Source organism: Actinomadura chibensis NBRC 106107 (assembly GCF_001552135.1).
Taxonomy (GTDB): domain Bacteria; phylum Actinomycetota; class Actinomycetes; order Streptosporangiales; family Streptosporangiaceae; genus Spirillospora; species Spirillospora chibensis.
In genome coordinates this window covers 1-15,386 of record NZ_BCQP01000084.1, presented here as the reverse complement: position 1 = coordinate 15,386, position 15,386 = coordinate 1, and the positions used below count along the sequence as shown (strand labels likewise).

13 protein-coding genes are annotated in these 15,386 nt (G+C 73.4%); 5 read left to right on the top strand and 8 right to left on the bottom strand.

The window, feature by feature from the left end:
- Positions 1 to 201 precede the first annotated feature (201 nt).
- Complete coding sequence (locus ACH01S_RS38720; protein ID WP_067904470.1) at positions 202 to 1,623, top strand: amidase; 1,422 nt, start codon at positions 202 to 204, stop codon at positions 1,621 to 1,623.
- Positions 1,624 to 1,651: 28 nt separating this feature from the next.
- On the opposite strand, the gene ACH01S_RS38715 is transcribed toward ACH01S_RS38720, so the two are convergent.
- On the bottom strand, positions 1,652 to 2,482 hold the full coding sequence (locus ACH01S_RS38715) for an LLM class F420-dependent oxidoreductase (protein ID WP_067904468.1): 831 nt from the start codon (positions 2,480 to 2,482) through the stop codon (positions 1,652 to 1,654).
- Positions 2,483 to 2,913: 431 nt separating this feature from the next.
- Here ACH01S_RS38715 and ACH01S_RS38710 point away from each other — a divergent pair, with 431 nt between their 5' ends.
- A complete protein-coding gene (locus ACH01S_RS38710; RefSeq protein WP_067904465.1) occupies positions 2,914 to 4,329 on the top strand; it encodes an MFS transporter in 1,416 nt (471 codons plus the stop codon).
- A gap of 31 nt (positions 4,330 to 4,360) precedes the next feature.
- Here the strand turns inward: ACH01S_RS38710 and ACH01S_RS38705 are convergent, their stop codons facing one another.
- Positions 4,361 to 4,933 (bottom strand): TetR/AcrR family transcriptional regulator, encoded by a 573-nt coding sequence (locus ACH01S_RS38705; protein ID WP_218010545.1) that lies wholly within the window; start codon positions 4,931 to 4,933, stop codon positions 4,361 to 4,363.
- 250 nt (positions 4,934 to 5,183) lie between these two features.
- On the opposite strand from ACH01S_RS38705, the gene ACH01S_RS44175 reads away from it, so the two are divergent.
- Both ACH01S_RS44175 and ACH01S_RS38700 read left to right on the top strand, forming a co-directional pair.
- Entirely contained in the window at positions 5,184 to 5,351 is a 168-nt protein-coding gene (locus ACH01S_RS44175; protein ID WP_157406358.1) for a hypothetical protein, read from the top strand.
- Between the two features lie 160 nt (positions 5,352 to 5,511).
- Entirely contained in the window at positions 5,512 to 6,924 is a 1,413-nt protein-coding gene (locus ACH01S_RS38700) for an MFS transporter (RefSeq protein WP_067904459.1), read from the top strand.
- A gap of 7 nt (positions 6,925 to 6,931) precedes the next feature.
- Here the strand turns inward: ACH01S_RS38700 and ACH01S_RS38695 are convergent, their stop codons facing one another.
- The 3 genes from ACH01S_RS38695 to ACH01S_RS38685 all read right to left on the bottom strand — a co-directional run bounded on the left by ACH01S_RS38695 (position 6,932) and on the right by ACH01S_RS38685 (position 10,855).
- Positions 6,932 to 7,345, bottom strand: a complete 414-nt coding sequence (locus ACH01S_RS38695; RefSeq protein ID WP_067904457.1) for an RNA-binding S4 domain-containing protein — start codon at positions 7,343 to 7,345, stop codon at positions 6,932 to 6,934.
- Positions 7,346 to 7,402: 57 nt separating this feature from the next.
- Positions 7,403 to 9,322, bottom strand: a complete 1,920-nt coding sequence (locus tag ACH01S_RS38690) for a glycoside hydrolase family 3 protein (RefSeq protein WP_067904557.1) — start codon at positions 9,320 to 9,322, stop codon at positions 7,403 to 7,405.
- Between the two features lie 450 nt (positions 9,323 to 9,772).
- Entirely contained in the window at positions 9,773 to 10,855 is a 1,083-nt protein-coding gene (locus ACH01S_RS38685) for a PRC and DUF2382 domain-containing protein (protein WP_148344133.1), read from the bottom strand.
- Positions 10,856 to 11,199: 344 nt separating this feature from the next.
- On the opposite strand from ACH01S_RS38685, the gene ACH01S_RS38680 reads away from it, so the two are divergent.
- Positions 11,200 to 12,186 (top strand): matrixin family metalloprotease, encoded by a 987-nt coding sequence (locus ACH01S_RS38680; protein ID WP_067904454.1) that lies wholly within the window; start codon positions 11,200 to 11,202, stop codon positions 12,184 to 12,186.
- 52 nt (positions 12,187 to 12,238) lie between these two features.
- Here ACH01S_RS38680 and ACH01S_RS38675 read toward each other — a convergent pair whose 3' ends face one another.
- From ACH01S_RS38675 to ACH01S_RS38665, 3 genes are all read right to left on the bottom strand, one after another.
- Positions 12,239 to 12,841: a class E sortase gene (locus ACH01S_RS38675; RefSeq protein WP_067904452.1), complete on the bottom strand. Its 603-nt coding sequence runs from the start codon at positions 12,839 to 12,841 to the stop codon at positions 12,239 to 12,241.
- Positions 12,842 to 12,968: 127 nt separating this feature from the next.
- Positions 12,969 to 14,246: a chaplin gene (locus tag ACH01S_RS46420; RefSeq protein ID WP_083981635.1), complete on the bottom strand. Its 1,278-nt coding sequence runs from the start codon at positions 14,244 to 14,246 to the stop codon at positions 12,969 to 12,971.
- A gap of 243 nt (positions 14,247 to 14,489) precedes the next feature.
- Positions 14,490 to 15,119, bottom strand: a complete 630-nt coding sequence (locus tag ACH01S_RS38665) for a hypothetical protein (RefSeq protein WP_148344134.1) — start codon at positions 15,117 to 15,119, stop codon at positions 14,490 to 14,492.
- Positions 15,120 to 15,386 lie beyond the last annotated feature (267 nt).

The following is a 15,386-nucleotide window of genomic DNA, read 5'->3' as shown; positions in this document are numbered from 1 at the left end:
TGACGGTCCCGCGGCGGCGGTGTTACTTTGAGGCTCCCGACCGGTCGGTCGGGAGCGACCGCACCGGCCTTGAGCTGCCCTTTCATCCGGTCCTTGATCGAGAAACGCACCCTCCGAGTCCGGCGAGAAATCTGGTCCAACCATTTCCGCCGTCGGCTGCGACGGAATAGATATCCCCACTTCGAATTCTCAGGAGGACGGATGGCCGGCGATCTCGACAATGCGCCGACGGCGGCCGAACTCGTCGCCGCCTACGCCGCCGGGACCCTTTCCCCGGTGGAGGCGACCGCGGCCGCGCTCGGCGCGATCCAGGACCGCGACGCGGACTACAACGCCTTCGTCCTGGTCGATCCGGAGCGCGCCCTCGCCGACGCCCGCGCGGCCGAGCGGCGCTGGCGCGCCGGGGCGCCCGCGGGCCCGCTCGACGGCGTGCCGATGTCGATCAAGGACCTGTTCCTCACCCGGGGCTGGCCGACGCTGCGCGGCTCACGCCGCGTCGACCCCGCGCAGCCCTGGGACGTCGACAGCCCCGTCGCGGCCCGGCTCCGCGAGGGCGGCCTCGTGCCGGTCGGGAAGACGAGCACGCCCGAGATGGGGTGGAAGGGCGTGTGCGACAACCCGCTGACCGGCGTGACGCGCAACCCGTGGGACACCTCCCGCACGTCCGGCGGGTCCAGCGGCGGCAGCGCGGTCGCCGTCGCGGCGGGCATGGGCCCGCTGTCGGTCGGCACCGACGGCGGCGGCTCGATCCGCATCCCGGCGGCGTTCTGCGGCGTCGTCGGGTTCAAGCCGACGCACGGCCGCGTCTCGCAGTACCCGCTCAGCGCGCTCGCGGTGCTGGCGCACGCGGGGCCGATGGCGCGGACCGTCCAGGACGTGGCGCTCCTGCTGGACGCGCTCGCGCCGCCCGACCACCGCGACCCGTACGCGCTCGCCCCGCACGACGGCCCCTACGCGCGGGCGCTCGACCTGGACGTCCGCGGTGTGACCGCCGCCTTCTCCGCGGACTTCGGGTACGTGGACGTCCATCCCGAGGTCGCCGCCGCCGTCGCGGCCGCCGTGGCCGCCCTGGAAGGCGAGGGCGTGCGCGTCGAGGCCGCCGACCCCGGCTTCCCCGACCCGCTGCCCGCGTTCACCGTGCTGTGGTGCACGGGCGCGGCGAAGTGGCGGGACGCGCTCGGCACGCTGGACGGCGTCGACCCCGGCCTGCGCGCCGTGATCGAGCGGGGCCTCGGCCACTCGGCGGGCGACTACCTGGCGGCGGAGGCGGAGCGGCTCGCGCTGAGCGTCCGGATGGGCGAGTTCCACACCCGGCACGACGTGCTGATCACGCCGACCGTCCCGATCCCGGCGTTCGAGGCGGGGCACGACGTGCCGCCGGGCAGCGGCCTGTCCGACTGGGCCGAGTGGACGCCGTTCACCTACCCGTTCAACATGACGCACCAACCGGCGATCAGCGTCCCGGTCGGCTTCACCTCGGACGGCCTGCCGATCGGCCTCCAGATCGTGGGGCCGCGCCATGCGGAGCCGCTCGTCCTGGCCGTGGCCCACGCGGTCGAGCGGACACGTCCGGCGGAGGCGCGGGTCTCCGCCCGGCCGAAGCCGGCCGCCGCCGCCCAGTGACGCGGACTGGCCGGTCCGGCCGGAGGGACTAGCCCAGGGGTTCGATGAATGTGGCGAGGTCGTCGAGGGCGCGGAGCGCGTCCGCCTCCGGGACGGTCGGCAGCGCCAGCCCGACGCGCTCCACCCCGGCGTCGGCCAGCGCCGCGACCGCCCCGGCGTCGGCCTCCAGCCCGCAGAGCGTGATCGGGACGTCCGGCCGCCCCCGGTCGGCGAGCAGCGCGGACACGCGGCGGATCTCCTCCGGCGGGGTCGCGGCGCGCGGCAGCCAGCCGTCCCCGTACCGGACGAGCCGGTCCAGCGCGGCGGGGGACTCGCCGCCGACGTAGATCGGCGGATGCGGCTCGCGCACCGGCTTCGGCCACAGGTGGATCGGGTCGAAGTCGACGTGGTCGCCGTGGAACTCCGGCTCGTCCTCGGTCCAGATGGCCTTGATCGCGGCGAGCTGCTCGTTGAGGCGCGCGCCGCGCGTGCGGGGATCGATGCCGTGGTTGCGCATCTCCTCCCGGTTCCAGCCGGCGCCGACGCCGAGGAGGGCGCGCCCACCGGAGATCACGTCCAGGGTCGCGACCTCCTTGGCGGTGTGGATCGTGTCCCGCTGCGGGATCAGCGCGACCGCCGTGCCGAGCAGCAGGGTCGAGCTCGCCACGGCCGCCGCGGCGAGCGCGGGGAACGGGGCGAGGGTGCGGTAATAGGCGTCCGGCAGTTCGGCGCGGCCCTGCCAGAGGGTCTCGCGCTTCACCGGAATATGCGAGTGCTCGGCGATGAACAGGGAGTCGAAACCGCGTTCCTCCGCCGCTCGGGCCAATACGTCGGGTCGGACGCTGGTCGCGGTCAATAGCGTGTAGATGCCGAACTTCATGCGCTCACCGGCCTTGTCGTCGTCATCCCTTAATTACCCGGAACCGAACCGGATTCGCCCCGGTGCGAGATCACCGATTTCGTCCGATCGGCTCCTGCGAGCCTAGGCGCGCGGACCTCGCGCGGCAACATTGGAAAGGCCCGGAAATCGCGCGGTGAAGGGTTGACACCTCCCCGCTGAGCTGGGATCGTACTCTCACGACCGACCGGTCGGTCGTGAGAGAGTCGAAGTCGAGGTGGCCGCCGCCGATGCCGTCGCGGCCGAACCTCAAAGCGCTGCCCGGGGGCGCCAGCGCGGACCTGCGCCGAGGCGGGAAATCGATCGGCCGGGCCTTTCCGAGTCCCGGGTGACGACGTTTTCCACGCCATGCGGCAAGTGGTCGCGCGACCGTCGGAACGGCGGTCCGCCACGTCGTAGGAAAGGAAACGCGGATGGTCTCGGAAAAGGCACCCGCGAAGGGCGGGCTCAGCAAGGGCACCGCGAAGATCGCCGCCGCAGCGCTGGCGGCGTCCAGCATCGAGAACTACGACTTCTTCATCTACGGGACCGCCGCCGCGCTGGTCTTCCCCGACCTGTTCTTCCCGGGGCAGAGCCCGCTCGCCGGGGCGCTGCTGTCCTTCTCGACGTTCGCGGTCGGGTTCCTCGCGCGGCCGCTCGGCGCGGTGATCTTCGGGCATCTCGGGGACGTCCACGGGCGCAAGCGGTCCCTCGTCATGGTGCTGCTGACGATGGGCCTCGGCACCACGCTCATCGGCGTCCTGCCCACCTACGACGACATCGGCCCGGCGGCGCCGCTGCTGCTCGTGCTGCTGCGGCTCGTCCAGGGGATCGCGCTCGGCGGCCAGACCGGCGGGGTGATCCTGCTCGCGATGGAGAACGCGCCGCCGCGCCGGCGCGGCTTCCTGTCCAGCTTCGCGCTCGCGGGCGGGCCCGCCGGGATCCTCGTCGGCAACCTCGCGTTCCTGCTCACCGACCTCGTCACCACCTCGGACGGGTTCGACTCGTGGGGCTGGCGGCTGCCGTTCCTCGCGAGCGTCGCCCTCCTCGCGCTGACCGTCTACATCCAGCTGCGGATCGAGGAGACGAAGGCGTTCAAGCGCCTCCAGGCGGACGCCGCGCCCGCGGACCGGCCGGTCGAGGCGGCGCCGAGGCGGGGGCGGTCGCCGGTGCTGGAGGCGCTGAGCCGGTACCCGCGGAAGATCGTCCTCATCGGCGGCGCCTACGTCGGCATCAACGTCACCTACTACCTCTTCATGACGTTCGCCGTCGCCTACGGGACGAACGACGACATCCTCGACATGCCGAAGAGCCGGATCCTGCTGGGCGTGCTGGTCGGGGCCGCCGTCCAGCTCGTGATGCTGCCCGTCGCGGGCGCGCTGTCGGACCGGGTCGGCCGCCGGACGATGATGATCGCCGGTTCGCTGCTGCTCGGCGGGTGGGCGTTCGCGTTCTGGCCGCTGCTGAACACCGAGTCGCCCGTCGTCATCGCGTTCGCGTTCATCGTCGGGCTGGGGCTGGTGCACACCACGATGTACGCGCCGCAGGGCGCGTTCTTCGCCGAGACGTTCCCGACCGCGACGCGCTACTCGGCGATGTCGCTCAGCATCCAGGTGGCGTCGGTGATCGGCGGGGCGCTGGCGCCGCTCATCGCGACGTCCCTGTACGCCTGGACGGGGACGTGGCTGTCCATCGCCGCCTACATGGCCGGGGTGTGCCTGGTCACCGTCGTCTCGGTGCTGCTCCTGCCGGAGACCTACCGGAACGACACCGAGTCGCCCGCGCTGGAGCCGACCGAGGAGGACACCCCGCCGCCGCCCGGACCGGGCGACGCGGTCCCCACCGCCTGAGCCGAGACGCGGCCTGATGCCCTCCGATCCGTCAGGGCATCAGGCCGCGGTAGGCGTAGTCCCAGAAGGCGTCGGCGATCTCGTCATGGGTGAATCGGCCGTCCGAGTGGTACCACTGGTAGGCCCAGTTGCTCATCCCGAATATCGCGAGGCTGAACAGCTTGGTGTCGACCTGGCGGAACGTGCCGGCGGCGATGCCGTCGCGGATGACCTCCTCGATCATCGCCTCGTACCGGACGCGTTTCTCGGTCGCGACGGCGAGATCGGCGTCGGGAAGCTCGCGGTGGTTCTCGAAGAAGACCCGGCACTGCCCGCGCCGGGTGGCGATGTTGAGCAGGAAGTCGTGGATCACGCCGCGCAGCAGTTCCTCCGGCGCCACCCCCTGCTCGACGCGGGCCCGATGCGATTCGATCAGGCCGTCGATCAGCTCTTCGTGCATGTACCACAGCAGTTCCGACTTGCTCCGGAAGTAGTGGTACAGAGTCGGCTTTCCGATTCCGACCGCGGCGGCGATGTCGTCCATGGAGGCGCCGGAGTACCCCAATTTCTCGAACAGGTCGGCGGCGGTCTGGATGATCTCCGCCCGCCGCTCGTCCTTTGACATCTGCCGCCGCCTCGACCGGCGCGCCGATTCAGCTTCCGACATCCGCGTACACTCCGCTCACTGGAAAGTATCAAGGGGGTCGGCCGACCTTGTGAGCCGGAGCGGAACTCCCCCATGATCGCTTTGGTCCTGGAGTATACCAGGATGTTCGCAATTACCTCCGCCCAACGCGACCACCCCGGCCGAAAAAGACATCCCGCGTTGCACGGGATCGAGCGCACATTCGCGCGCCCACTTTTAATCGTCTTTCGTGAAGATCCGGGCGCGGATCGAGTTGGCCACCGTCTTCGGCCTTGAGAAATGGCGCCGGACACCGCGTCCGGCGACACCGCATTTCGGCATCGCGGCACAGCTCTTCGCAACGGTCGGCGAGAACGGCGCCCTGGAGCGGAATGGCCGCCGTGGCAGGAGACTTTGACGCCGCGCGCGACCCGCGGGCGGTCCGGGTGGTGCGCGAGTTGCGGGGAGACGGCGGCTCATGGGCGGATCACCGTGATCGGCCGCTTCGCCGCCGTCCGGGCCGACGGGCGCCCCGGGATCGATGACATACCTGGTCGGGGGGCGGGCAGAAGTGATCGGTGACGTCGGCGCGTGGTCCGCGGCCCTGGCGGCGTGCGCCGGCCGGCCGGTCCGGCGGGGACCGCCGGGCCCGCGTCGTCGTGCTCCTCGCCTGCGTGCTCGCGCTCAACGCGGCCGACACCGGGGTGATCGGCGCGATCGTCCACGAGCTGCGGCACTCGCTGCACATCGGCAACACGAAGGTGGGGGTGCTCACCGCGGCTCCGGCGGCGGTCGGCGCGGTCGCGACGCTCCCGGTCGGGTACCTGACGGACCGCGTGCCGCGGGTGCCGCTGCTCGCCGGGAGCGTGGTGCTGTGGAGCCTCGCGATGATCGTCGGCGGGGTGGCCACCTCGTTCGAGTGGCTGCTGTGCTCCAGGATCGCGCTCGGCGCGGTCACCGCCACCGCGGGTCCGACGGTCGCGTCGCTGATCGGCGACTACTTCCCGACCGCGGAGCGGGCCGGGATGTACGGGCGCGTCCTCGCGGGCGAGCTGGTCGGGGTCGGGTTCGGGCTGCTCGTCGGCGGCAACATCGCCGCACTGCTGAGCTGGCGCGTCTCGTTCTGGTTCGTCGCGCTGCTCGGGCTCGGCCTGGCGGCGGGGCTGTGGTGGGGGCTCGCGGAGCCGGCGCGCGGCGCGCAGGGCGGCGGCGGCGCGCGCGGGCCGGACGCGGAGCCCGCGCAGGAGCAGGTGGCGCGGCGGCGGGTCCCGCCGCGGCCGGAGAACGTCCTGCGCACCGACCCGGCGCGGATGACGCTCGCCCAGGCCGCCGCGCACGTCCTCCGGATCCGGACGAACGTGATCATCATCGTCGCGTCCGCGTTCGGCTACTTCTTCTTCGCCGGGCTCCGGACGTTCGCGCTCGTGTTCGTCCAGGAGCGGTACGGGATCGGGCGGGGCGAGCTGTCGGGGTTCCTGCCGGTGATCGGCGCGGCGGCGATGGGCGGCGTGCTCGTCGGCGGGCGGCTCGCGGACCGGCTCGTCCGGCGCGGCCGGGTCAGCGCGCGGGTGACCGTCCCCGGCGCGGCGTTCACGGCGTCGGCGGCGCTGTTCCTGCCCGCCCTGTTCACCCGCGACGCGCTGGTCGCGCTGCCGCTGTTCACGCTGGCCGCGGCCGCGCTCGCGGCCGCGAACCCGCCGCTGGACGCGGTGCGGCTGGACGTCGTCCACTTCCGGCTGTGGGGGCGCGCGGAGAGCATCCGGACGATCGTCCGGATGACCGCCGAGGCGATCGCGCCGGTCCTGTTCGGCTGGATGTCCGGCCTGCTCGACACCGGCGGCGGGACGGCGGTCGGCCTGAACCGCGTGTTCCTGCTGGCCCTGCTGCCGCTGCTCGCCAACGGCCTGCTGCTGACGCGGGCGCGGCGCGACTACCCGCGCGACGTGGCGTCCGCGCTGGAGTCCGAACGCCGCTACCCGGCGAACGGGTAGCCGGTCGCTAGCGGTCGTCGTCCGGCGGGGCGGGCTCGTTCAGGGCGCGGTAGCGGTCGAGGATGCGCTCCAGCTCGCGGCGGTCGCGCTTGGTGGGACGGCCCGCGCCGCGGTCCCGGCGGCCGACCGGGACGAGCGCCTCCGACGGCGGCGGGGGCGGGCTCTTGTCGATCAGGCACTCCTGCGCGACGGGCGCGCCGACCCGCTTGCGGACGATCTTCCGCACCACGACGATCCGCTCGCGCCCGCCGTGCCGGAGCCGGACCTCGTCGCCCGGCTTCACCGTCGTGGACGGCTTCGCGCGCTCGTCGTTCACCCGCACATGGCCCGCGCGGCACGCGGTCGTCGCCATCGAGCGGGTCTTCAGCAGGCGGACGGACCAGATCCACAGATCGACCCGCACCGACCCCTCGTCGCCCATGCGTCCCATGATGGCACCGGCGGGTGACATCCGATCCCCGGCGGGCTCCGGCCCCGGTCAGTCGCGGGCGCCGGTCCGCAGGCCGTGGCCGTAGGGGAACAGCGGCCGGTAGTCCCGGTCGCCGACGTTGACCGGCTCCTGGTCCTCGGTCCGCGGCCACGACACCGGCAGGCGGCCGGTGAACGGGCGCCTGCCGAACAGGACGTCGGCGACGCCCGCGCCCTCGCCGCCCGGCAGCCAGGACATGACGAACGCGTCGGCCTTCGCGAGCCGGTCGGTGACGATCTGCGGGCGTCCCGCGACGTCGAGCACGACGCACGTCCTGACCGCGCCGCACACCGTGTCGATGTTCGCCTTGTCCGCGCCGGACAGGTTCAGGGTGTGGCCGTTGCCGACGTCGCCGACGCCCTCCGCGTACGGCGTTTCACCGACCACGACGATGCCGACGTCGCTGCCGGACGTGGGCGCCGACGCGTCCGCGCTGTAGGTGACGTTGGACGAGTTCTGCCGGATCCCGTCCAGGATGGTCGTGCCGGGGATGATGGGGCCGGACAACCCCTGCCAGGTGACCGTCCAGCCGCCCGCCTGGTTGCCGATGTCGTCGGCGTTCACGCCCGCGACGTAGATTCGCGCGTTGCGTTTCAGCGGCAGCGCGTTCGCGGAGTTCTTCAGCAGCACCTGCGACTCGGCGACGGCCCGGCGGGCGACCGCGCGGTGCTCGGGGGAGCCGATCGTCCCGGCGAGGCGGCGGTCGGTGTAGGGGTGCTCGAACAGCCCCAGCTCGAACTTCGCCGTGAGGATGCGCGCGACGGCGTCGTCGACGCGGGACGCGGCGACCCGTCCGGCCCTGACCTCGGCGAGCAGCGTCTCCACGAACCGGGGCGCGCTGTAGGGCTCCATGAACATGTCCATACCGGCGTTGACGGCTGTCCGGACCTGGGCGGCGTAGTCGCCGGGGAGCTGGTGGACGGCCTCCCAGTCGCTGACGAGGAAGCCGTCGAACCCGATCCTTCGCTTGAGGACGTCGGTCAGCAGCTCCTTGTGCGCGCTCATCTTCAAGGGGTCGCCGACGCCGTCGTCCGTCCAGTCGACGCTGGAGAACGACGGCATGATGCTCCCGACCCGGTACTTCCGCACGGCCGGCACGTACGGGGCCAGGTCGATCCGGTCGAACGTGCGGCGGTGGGTGACCGTGACGCCCTGGTCGATCGTGTACGTCCCGGTCCTGGACGACCCGAACACCGTGTCCCCGTCGCCCGCGAAGTGCTTCGCCGTCGCGAGGACGCGCTCCGGGCCCGCCATGTCGCGCTTGTTGCGTCCTTGGAGACCTTCGATCCCGGTCTCCATGTCGGCGACGAGCCGCGGGTCCTCGCCGAAGCTCTCGTAGGCGCGTCCCCAGCGCAGGTCGCGGACGACGCACACGCACGGCGCGAACACCCACTGCGGGCCGGTCGCCCTCGTCTCGATCGCCGTGATCCGCCCCTCCTCCCGGACGAGGTCCGGGTCCCGGGTGGCGCCCATGGCGAGGTTGTGCGGGAAGACGGTGGCGCCGACCAGGTTGTTGTGGCCGTGCACCGAGTCCACGCCGTAGAGGAGCGGGATCTTCAGGCGGGTGGCGAGGGCCTTGGACTGGTAGGCGTCCACCATGTCCGCCCAGCCCTTCGGCGTGTTCTCGGCGGGCGCCGACCCGCCGCCGGACAGCACCGAGCCGAGGCCGAGCATCGTGATCTTGTCGCGGTCGCCATCCACGGCGCCGCGCTCGGCCTGCGCCATCTGGCCGACCTTCTCTTCCAGGGTCATGCGGCCGAGGAGGTCCTGGACGCGCTTCGCCACCGGCAGGCGCGCGTCCAGGTACGGGGCGGGGGCGGCCGACGCGGGGAGCGCCGCCGCGACCGGCGGGAGCACGGCGACGGTCGCCAGCGCGACCAGTGATCGCCCGATCCGGGTGGCGATGACACGTGTGCGGGGGTGTCGCAAGTCGTCCCTCCTGGGAGTGGTGCCGAGCACGCCGCGCGGCCCGGCGGACCGCGTGCCGGAGCCGCGGGGCCGTGGCACGCCCGGATCGGCCACGCCCCTGCTTCCGGTGGCGTTCGACTTGGAACCTCCCCCGCACCCGTCCCACTGTCAAGAATCCTGACTACGGGGCGGGGGCGGTGCGGCGGAAACCGTCGCGGAGGGCTTGACGGGAGGCGGGATTCGCAGGCGGCCGCTGGAAACCGGCGGTTCCCGGCCGGACCAGGACGAACAATCAGCTGTCCGGCCCCGGCGGACCGGGCGGCGCGCACGCGGCAGCCCGCGACCCGACCGTCGGCCAATTGTGGTCACGGGCAACAAATAGGACGGGCGCCCGGCGGGCCGGCGGGTGAGTACGACCGGCCGGGCGCTCCGTCATCCAGGATGGCGCGGGTTGCCCCGGATCGAACGGGATCAGCGGTTCGGGCCGCCGCGCCCGCCCTCCGGGCCTCGCTCCCGGCCGGGCTCCCGGTCGGGGAAGGACGTGTCGTCGCGGGTGACCTCGATGCGCTCGCGGCGCAGCTCGCCGCGGATCGTCTGCTCGTCCTGCACCTGCTCGGTGTGCAGCCGGACGCGCTCGACCGGCACCGTCTCCTTCGCGATCACCGGACGCTCCTCGTAGAGGATGAAGTCCAGGTCGTCGGAGGTGATGGACACGTCGGGGGCTGGCCTGCCGTCCTTGATCGGCTCCCGGTCGACCTTCAGCTCGTCGTGCGAGACGGGGACGGTCCGCTCGACCGTCTCGGTCTCGACCCACTTGCGGACGTGCACGTGCCCCGCCTCGTGCCGCTCGGTGCCGACGCGCAGCCGCTCCTCCGAGCGGGTGATCTCGGTCATCGGGGTCTCCGCGCCCGCGCGCGGCGACTGCGCGGGCATCCCCCGGCCGCCCCGGTCCCGCTCGGGGTGGACGGCCATCCCGGCGGCGCCCGGCCGCGGCGAGCCGCGCGTCCCGGCGAGGTCGTCCGTGCCGGAGGTGCGCTCGGTGCCGGTGTCCGCGCCGGTCCCGCCGGTTCCGCCGGTTCCGCCGCCCTCGGACGTCCGGCCCGCGGCCACGCGGCCCTCGGGCGACAGGGCCTCGGACCCCCGGCCCTCGGTCGTCCGGCTCTCGGGCTCGGCCGTCCGGCGCTCCCCGGTCCGCTCCCCCGCGTCGCCGCCCCGCTCCTCGCCGGTGCGCCCGCCGCCCGGCGGGCGGACGCCGTAGTGCCGGTAGAGGTCGACGATCTGGGCGTGCGACAGGTGCTCGTCCGCGTCCACGTTCGGGGCGCCCTTGATGGTCTCCTTGTCGTACGGAACCTGCAGCATGTCCTTCGCCTTGCGCGACCCGGACAACGGCACGAAGCTCTCCCGCATCCCGAACCATCCGGTGTGCACGGTGACCCACTCCGGCGCCCCGGAGTCGTCGTTCAGGTACACCTGCTTGATCGTGCCGACCTTCGTCCCGTTGGTGTCGGTCACGCCCATGCCCATCAGTTCCCGCACCTGTGTCTGCGTCTGCACGTTGAACACCTCTGCTTCCGTAACGCTGCCGGACTGCGGGGGGTGGGGAGGCGGCGCCCGCTGCTCGGTAGCCGTGTTGATCCCGAGTTGCCGGATTACTCCCTGCTTTTCCGGACGTGCCGGAGATAAACGCGTTTACCAGATTATTGAGAACGATTTGCCAAAGACTTGCCGGACGGCCGCCGGGCGGCGCCGCGGCGATTCGCGCGACAAATGACCCGTGCCGCATTTATACGAATGCCGCCATTCCCAAGATGGTGATCATTTTAGTCGGCGGCGGTTTCCCTTTCCCCGGCCCGGCGCAAGAGTTCGAAGGGACCTTCCCACACATCGGAGAACTGGTTATGCACGCATTCTCACGCGCGGCACTCGCGGTGGCGCTGCCCGCCGCCGCCGCGCTCGCCGCCGCGGCGACCGCCGCCGCGCCCGCCGCCGGGGCGGGCCGCGCCCCCGCCTGGTGCAAGCCCGGCGGGACGCTCTCCGCCCGCGCGATGCCGCAGCGGGTCAGGATCGCCGACTGCGACCTGCGCGGCCGGACGGTGCGCGGCGAGAACGGGCTCACCGCCGTCGTCCCCGCCGACGGGACCTCGCTCATCGCGTACTCGACCCGCACCGGCGGCGGCACCGAGCTGAGCGTCGCCGTCGACGGCCGGGCCCGCGCGGTCACGATCCTCAGCCGGGGCGGACGGGTGCCGGAGGGCAGGCCCCGCGCGTCCCGCGCCCCGCTCGACCCGTGCCAGGACACCACTTACCGCACCGAGCCCGCCCGGTGGCCGAAGGGCTCGACCGTCGAATGGCGCTACCACCCGGGGACGGACGGCCGCCGCCGCGACCCCGTCGCGCGGGGCGTCGCGAACATGGCGGGCGCGAACACCGACTGCACGGCCGGCCGCCGCTACGCGCCGCCGCCGGACGTCCGCCAGCGCTACGCCGGGGACTCGTCCACCGGTCCGAACATCACCGCCGACGCCGCCTGCGGCGCCCGGGACGGGGCGAACACGTTCGGCTGGCGGTCCATGACGGGCGCGGAGGGCGACGTCCTCGCGGCGACGTGCGTCTGGTACCGCGGGTCGACCACCGTCGAGACGGACATGGCGCTCCAGGAACAGGGCAAGCGCTGGTGGACGGGCGGGGCCTGCGCGCCCGGAAGCTACTCGGTCGAGTCCGTCGTGACGCACGAGTCGGGCCACGTCTTCGGCCTCGCCCACGTCGACGGCCCGGACCACTCCAGGCTGACGATGGCGCCCTCGGTCGGGTCCTGCGACGACTTCATGTCCACGCTCGGGAGGGGCGACTACGAGGGGCTGATCTCCCTGTACGGCGGACGCTGAGCGCCGTCGCCGCCGCTCAGCGTCCGTCCCCGTCAGGGGCGCGCCGCGCCGGTCAGCGCTTGCGCGAGGTGTGCGAGAGCTTGCCGACGACCACGAGGCGGTGCCGGTCCGACCCCTTCGGGGTGCAGGTGATCAGCGTGATCCACTGGCCGTGCGGGGCGCTGCGCGCCTTGAACGGCACCGGCTCCAGCGCCCGCCGGTCCATCGGGTCGATGACGCGCTTCAGCCGCGCCCGGTAGGTGTAGGTCGTGCGCCCGTAGCGCAGGACGATCCGGTCGCCGCCGCGCATCAGGTCGAGCCGGTTGAACGGGTGGCGCCACGTCGTCCGGTGGCCGAGCAGGACGGTGTTGCCGTCCCGTCCCGGCAGGCCCGTCCAGGGGTAGTGGCCGGGGCCGAGCCGCAGCACCCGCTGGCTGACGCCCTCCCAGACGCCCGTCTTCAGGCCCATCCGCGGGATCCAGATCTTCCCGATCAGCGCTCCCCGCTTCGGCTGCGCCGGGCGCGCCGCCGGGGCCGGGCGCGCCGCGTGCGCCCGAGCCGCGGCGACCGGTCCCGCCGACGCCTCCGCCGCGGCCCGCGCCTGCGGCAGGCCCAGCACCGACACGCTGCAGTACACGGCGACACCCGCCGCGAGCAGGGACTTCCGGTCGAACATGCTTCATCTCCATCGATCAGGGGGCGGTCGAGCCGAGCCGCGAAGGGAAGGGGGCGGCACGTCTGCCGCCCCCTCTCCGCTGTCGAACCGGCGGCGGATCGTCACCCTCCGCCGGTCTACCTCCCGGTCAGCGCGTCACCGGGGTGCCGAGCTTCACCGGCACGGCGCCCTTCGAGGGCAGCTTCGGACCGAGCTTGCCGGGCTTGACGTTCACGCCGGGGAGCCGGACGGCCCGCTTCAGCGAGTTCACGAACCGCTGCACCCCGCCGACCTGCTTGGCCGACTTCGGGCGGGTCCGCGTGCCCGCCATCCGCGCGTTGGTCGCGGGCCGGTCGTTGCTCGCCGACGGCACGATCCGCGACGCGCGGCCGTCGCCGGACCCGAGGCTCGCCTTGCTGCGCTGCAGGAGCGACTTGCCCCGCTCCATCTCGGCCTTGCCCTTCTCCATCTCCGCCCCGCCGCGCAGGTTCGACGGCAGCTTCTTGTGCTTGGCGGCGGGACGGTGCTTCGACGGCTTGTAGGGCTTCGGCTTGTGCGGCTTGTGGTGGTGCTTCGGCTTCTTCCCCGGCTTCTCGCCGACGGACGCGCCGCCCTTGCACTGCGCCAGCGCCAGGCCGATGACCGCGACGGCGTTGCCGCACACGTTCACCGGAATGCTGATCGGCGCGTACACCTGGTTGCCGCCCAGCACGCTGAAGTTCCCCGACGTCTTCATCTTCGGGTCGCCCGCCCGGCGCTGCACCGACGCGCCGCCCTTGCACTTGGCCTTCGCCAGGCCGATGACGGAGACGGCGTTGCCGCACACGTTCACCGGGACGCTGATCGGCGCGTACACCTGGTTGCCGCCCGCGATGCTGAAGTTGCCGGACGTCTGCATGCCCTTGCCGCCGCCCTTGCCGCCGCCCCAGCGGGCGCCGTCGTCGGCGGAGCCGGTGGCCGTCCGGTAGCCGGACGCCTCCCGCCAGCCGTGGTGGTGCTTCTTCTTGCCGGACGTGACGCTCGCCCCGCCCTTGCACTTGGCCTTCGCCAGCCCGATGATCGCGATCGCGTTTCCGCACACGTCGATCGGGATGCTGATCGGGAGCACGACCTGGTTGCCGCCCAGCACGCTGAAGTTGCCGGACGTCTTCAGGCCGCCGCCCCCGCCGCCGCCGTGCCGGGCGTTGGAGACGTGGGCGCCGCCCTTCGACTGGCCCTGCGCCGCGCCGACCGCGCCGACGGCGTTCCCGCTGGCCTCGATCGGCGCGGAGATCGGGGCGTGCACCTGGTTGCCGCCCGCGACGCTGAAGTCGCCGGACGTCGTGTCCGCCGTCGCGGGCAGCCCGGAGCCGAACGCGGCTCCGACCGCGACGGCGCCCGCGGCCACAAGGGCGGCGCGGCCGATGTTGCTTGTCCTCGTGCGCATTGTTGCTCCTGTCTTGTCGCGCGATTTCGGTGAATCTGTGGTGATCGCTGCGCGGGGACCGTCCGGGTGGACCCGTCGGGTGGGCGCAGCCGCGCCGGCCGGACACGGCCGTCGCGTCGAGGAAAGATCGTTGGATCGGGACGGAGGGACTGGGACGGAGGGACCGGGGACGGACGGACGGCGGGCGCGGCGCGGCCGGGCATGGGCGGCCGAGCGGGCGCGGTCCGTCCGCGGGAAGGGGCTCTAGTCAGGGACGACGGAGGGGCCGCCCGGCGCGGACACGTCGGTCAGCGCCGTGCGGTGGAACGTGCTCGGGTCGACGGCGGTCGGCGCGGCCGGGTGGCCGGCGCCGCGCAGGTCGGCGACCGGGGTGAGCTGGTGGCCGCCGGCCGGGGCGTTGCCCGGGTCCTCGGGGCCGGGGGCGGGGACGGGCGCGTGCCGCCCGCCGCCGCAGTCGTGGTGGCGCGCGCAGCCGCCCGCGCCGCGGTCCGGCGCGCGGCCGGACCGCGCTCCGTTCACCGCGCCGTGCGCGGTCCGCGCGGCGCCGTCACCGGGCCGCGCGTGCTTCGCGCGCTCGCGCGTCGCGGTGTCGGCACCGGTCGCGCCTTCGTCGCCGTCCGCCGCCCGCTCGTGGACGGGGGGCAGGAGCCGCCCGTCCAGGACGGGGCGCGGGTTCGCGACCCCGGCGGTGAGGCCGTTCACGATCGGCGCGTGCCGGACGTCCGGCAACTGCGGCAGGCCCGCCGCCGCGACGAGTTCGCGCAGCTGGCGGATGGCGCGGTCGTCGGCGTCGAACGCGTCGCGCCCCCACGCCCGCAGGTACTCGATCGGGCGGTCCCCGATCTCCCGGACGTTCCTCGGAACGGCGGACACGCCGTCCCGCACCTGCCCGCCCACCCGAACCACGGCCGCGCGAACGCCACCCGCGTGAGCAACAGGCGCACGGCCCGCGGACACCCGAACCACCGGCGCGTGAAACGCAGCCGCATGACCTGCGGGCGCCCGGTGAGCGGGCGCGTGAGCCGCGGGCGCGTGGACGGCAGCCGCGTAAAGCGCAGGCACTCGATGTGCGGGCGCGTGAGGCGCGGGCGCTTGGCCTGCGGGCGCTCGGTGTGCGGGCGCGTGGACGGCAGCCGCGTG

Bases quoted from the DNA above. Each gene is read 5' to 3' on its own strand.
- ACH01S_RS38720 (WP_067904470.1), top strand. From the start codon at position 202: ATGGCCGGCGATCTCGACAATGCGCCGACGGCGGCCGAACTCGTCGCC.
- ACH01S_RS38715 (WP_067904468.1), bottom strand. From the start codon at position 2,482: ATGAAGTTCGGCATCTACACGCTATTGACCGCGACCAGCGTCCGACCC.
- ACH01S_RS38710 (WP_067904465.1), top strand. From the start codon at position 2,914: ATGGTCTCGGAAAAGGCACCCGCGAAGGGCGGGCTCAGCAAGGGCACC.
- ACH01S_RS38705 (WP_218010545.1), bottom strand. From the start codon at position 4,933: ATGTCAAAGGACGAGCGGCGGGCGGAGATCATCCAGACCGCCGCCGAC.
- ACH01S_RS38695 (WP_067904457.1), bottom strand. From the start codon at position 7,345: ATGGGCGACGAGGGGTCGGTGCGGGTCGATCTGTGGATCTGGTCCGTC.
- ACH01S_RS38680 (WP_067904454.1), top strand. From the start codon at position 11,200: ATGCACGCATTCTCACGCGCGGCACTCGCGGTGGCGCTGCCCGCCGCC.
- ACH01S_RS38675 (WP_067904452.1), bottom strand. From the start codon at position 12,841: ATGTTCGACCGGAAGTCCCTGCTCGCGGCGGGTGTCGCCGTGTACTGC.
- ACH01S_RS46420 (WP_083981635.1), bottom strand. From the start codon at position 14,246: ATGCGCACGAGGACAAGCAACATCGGCCGCGCCGCCCTTGTGGCCGCG.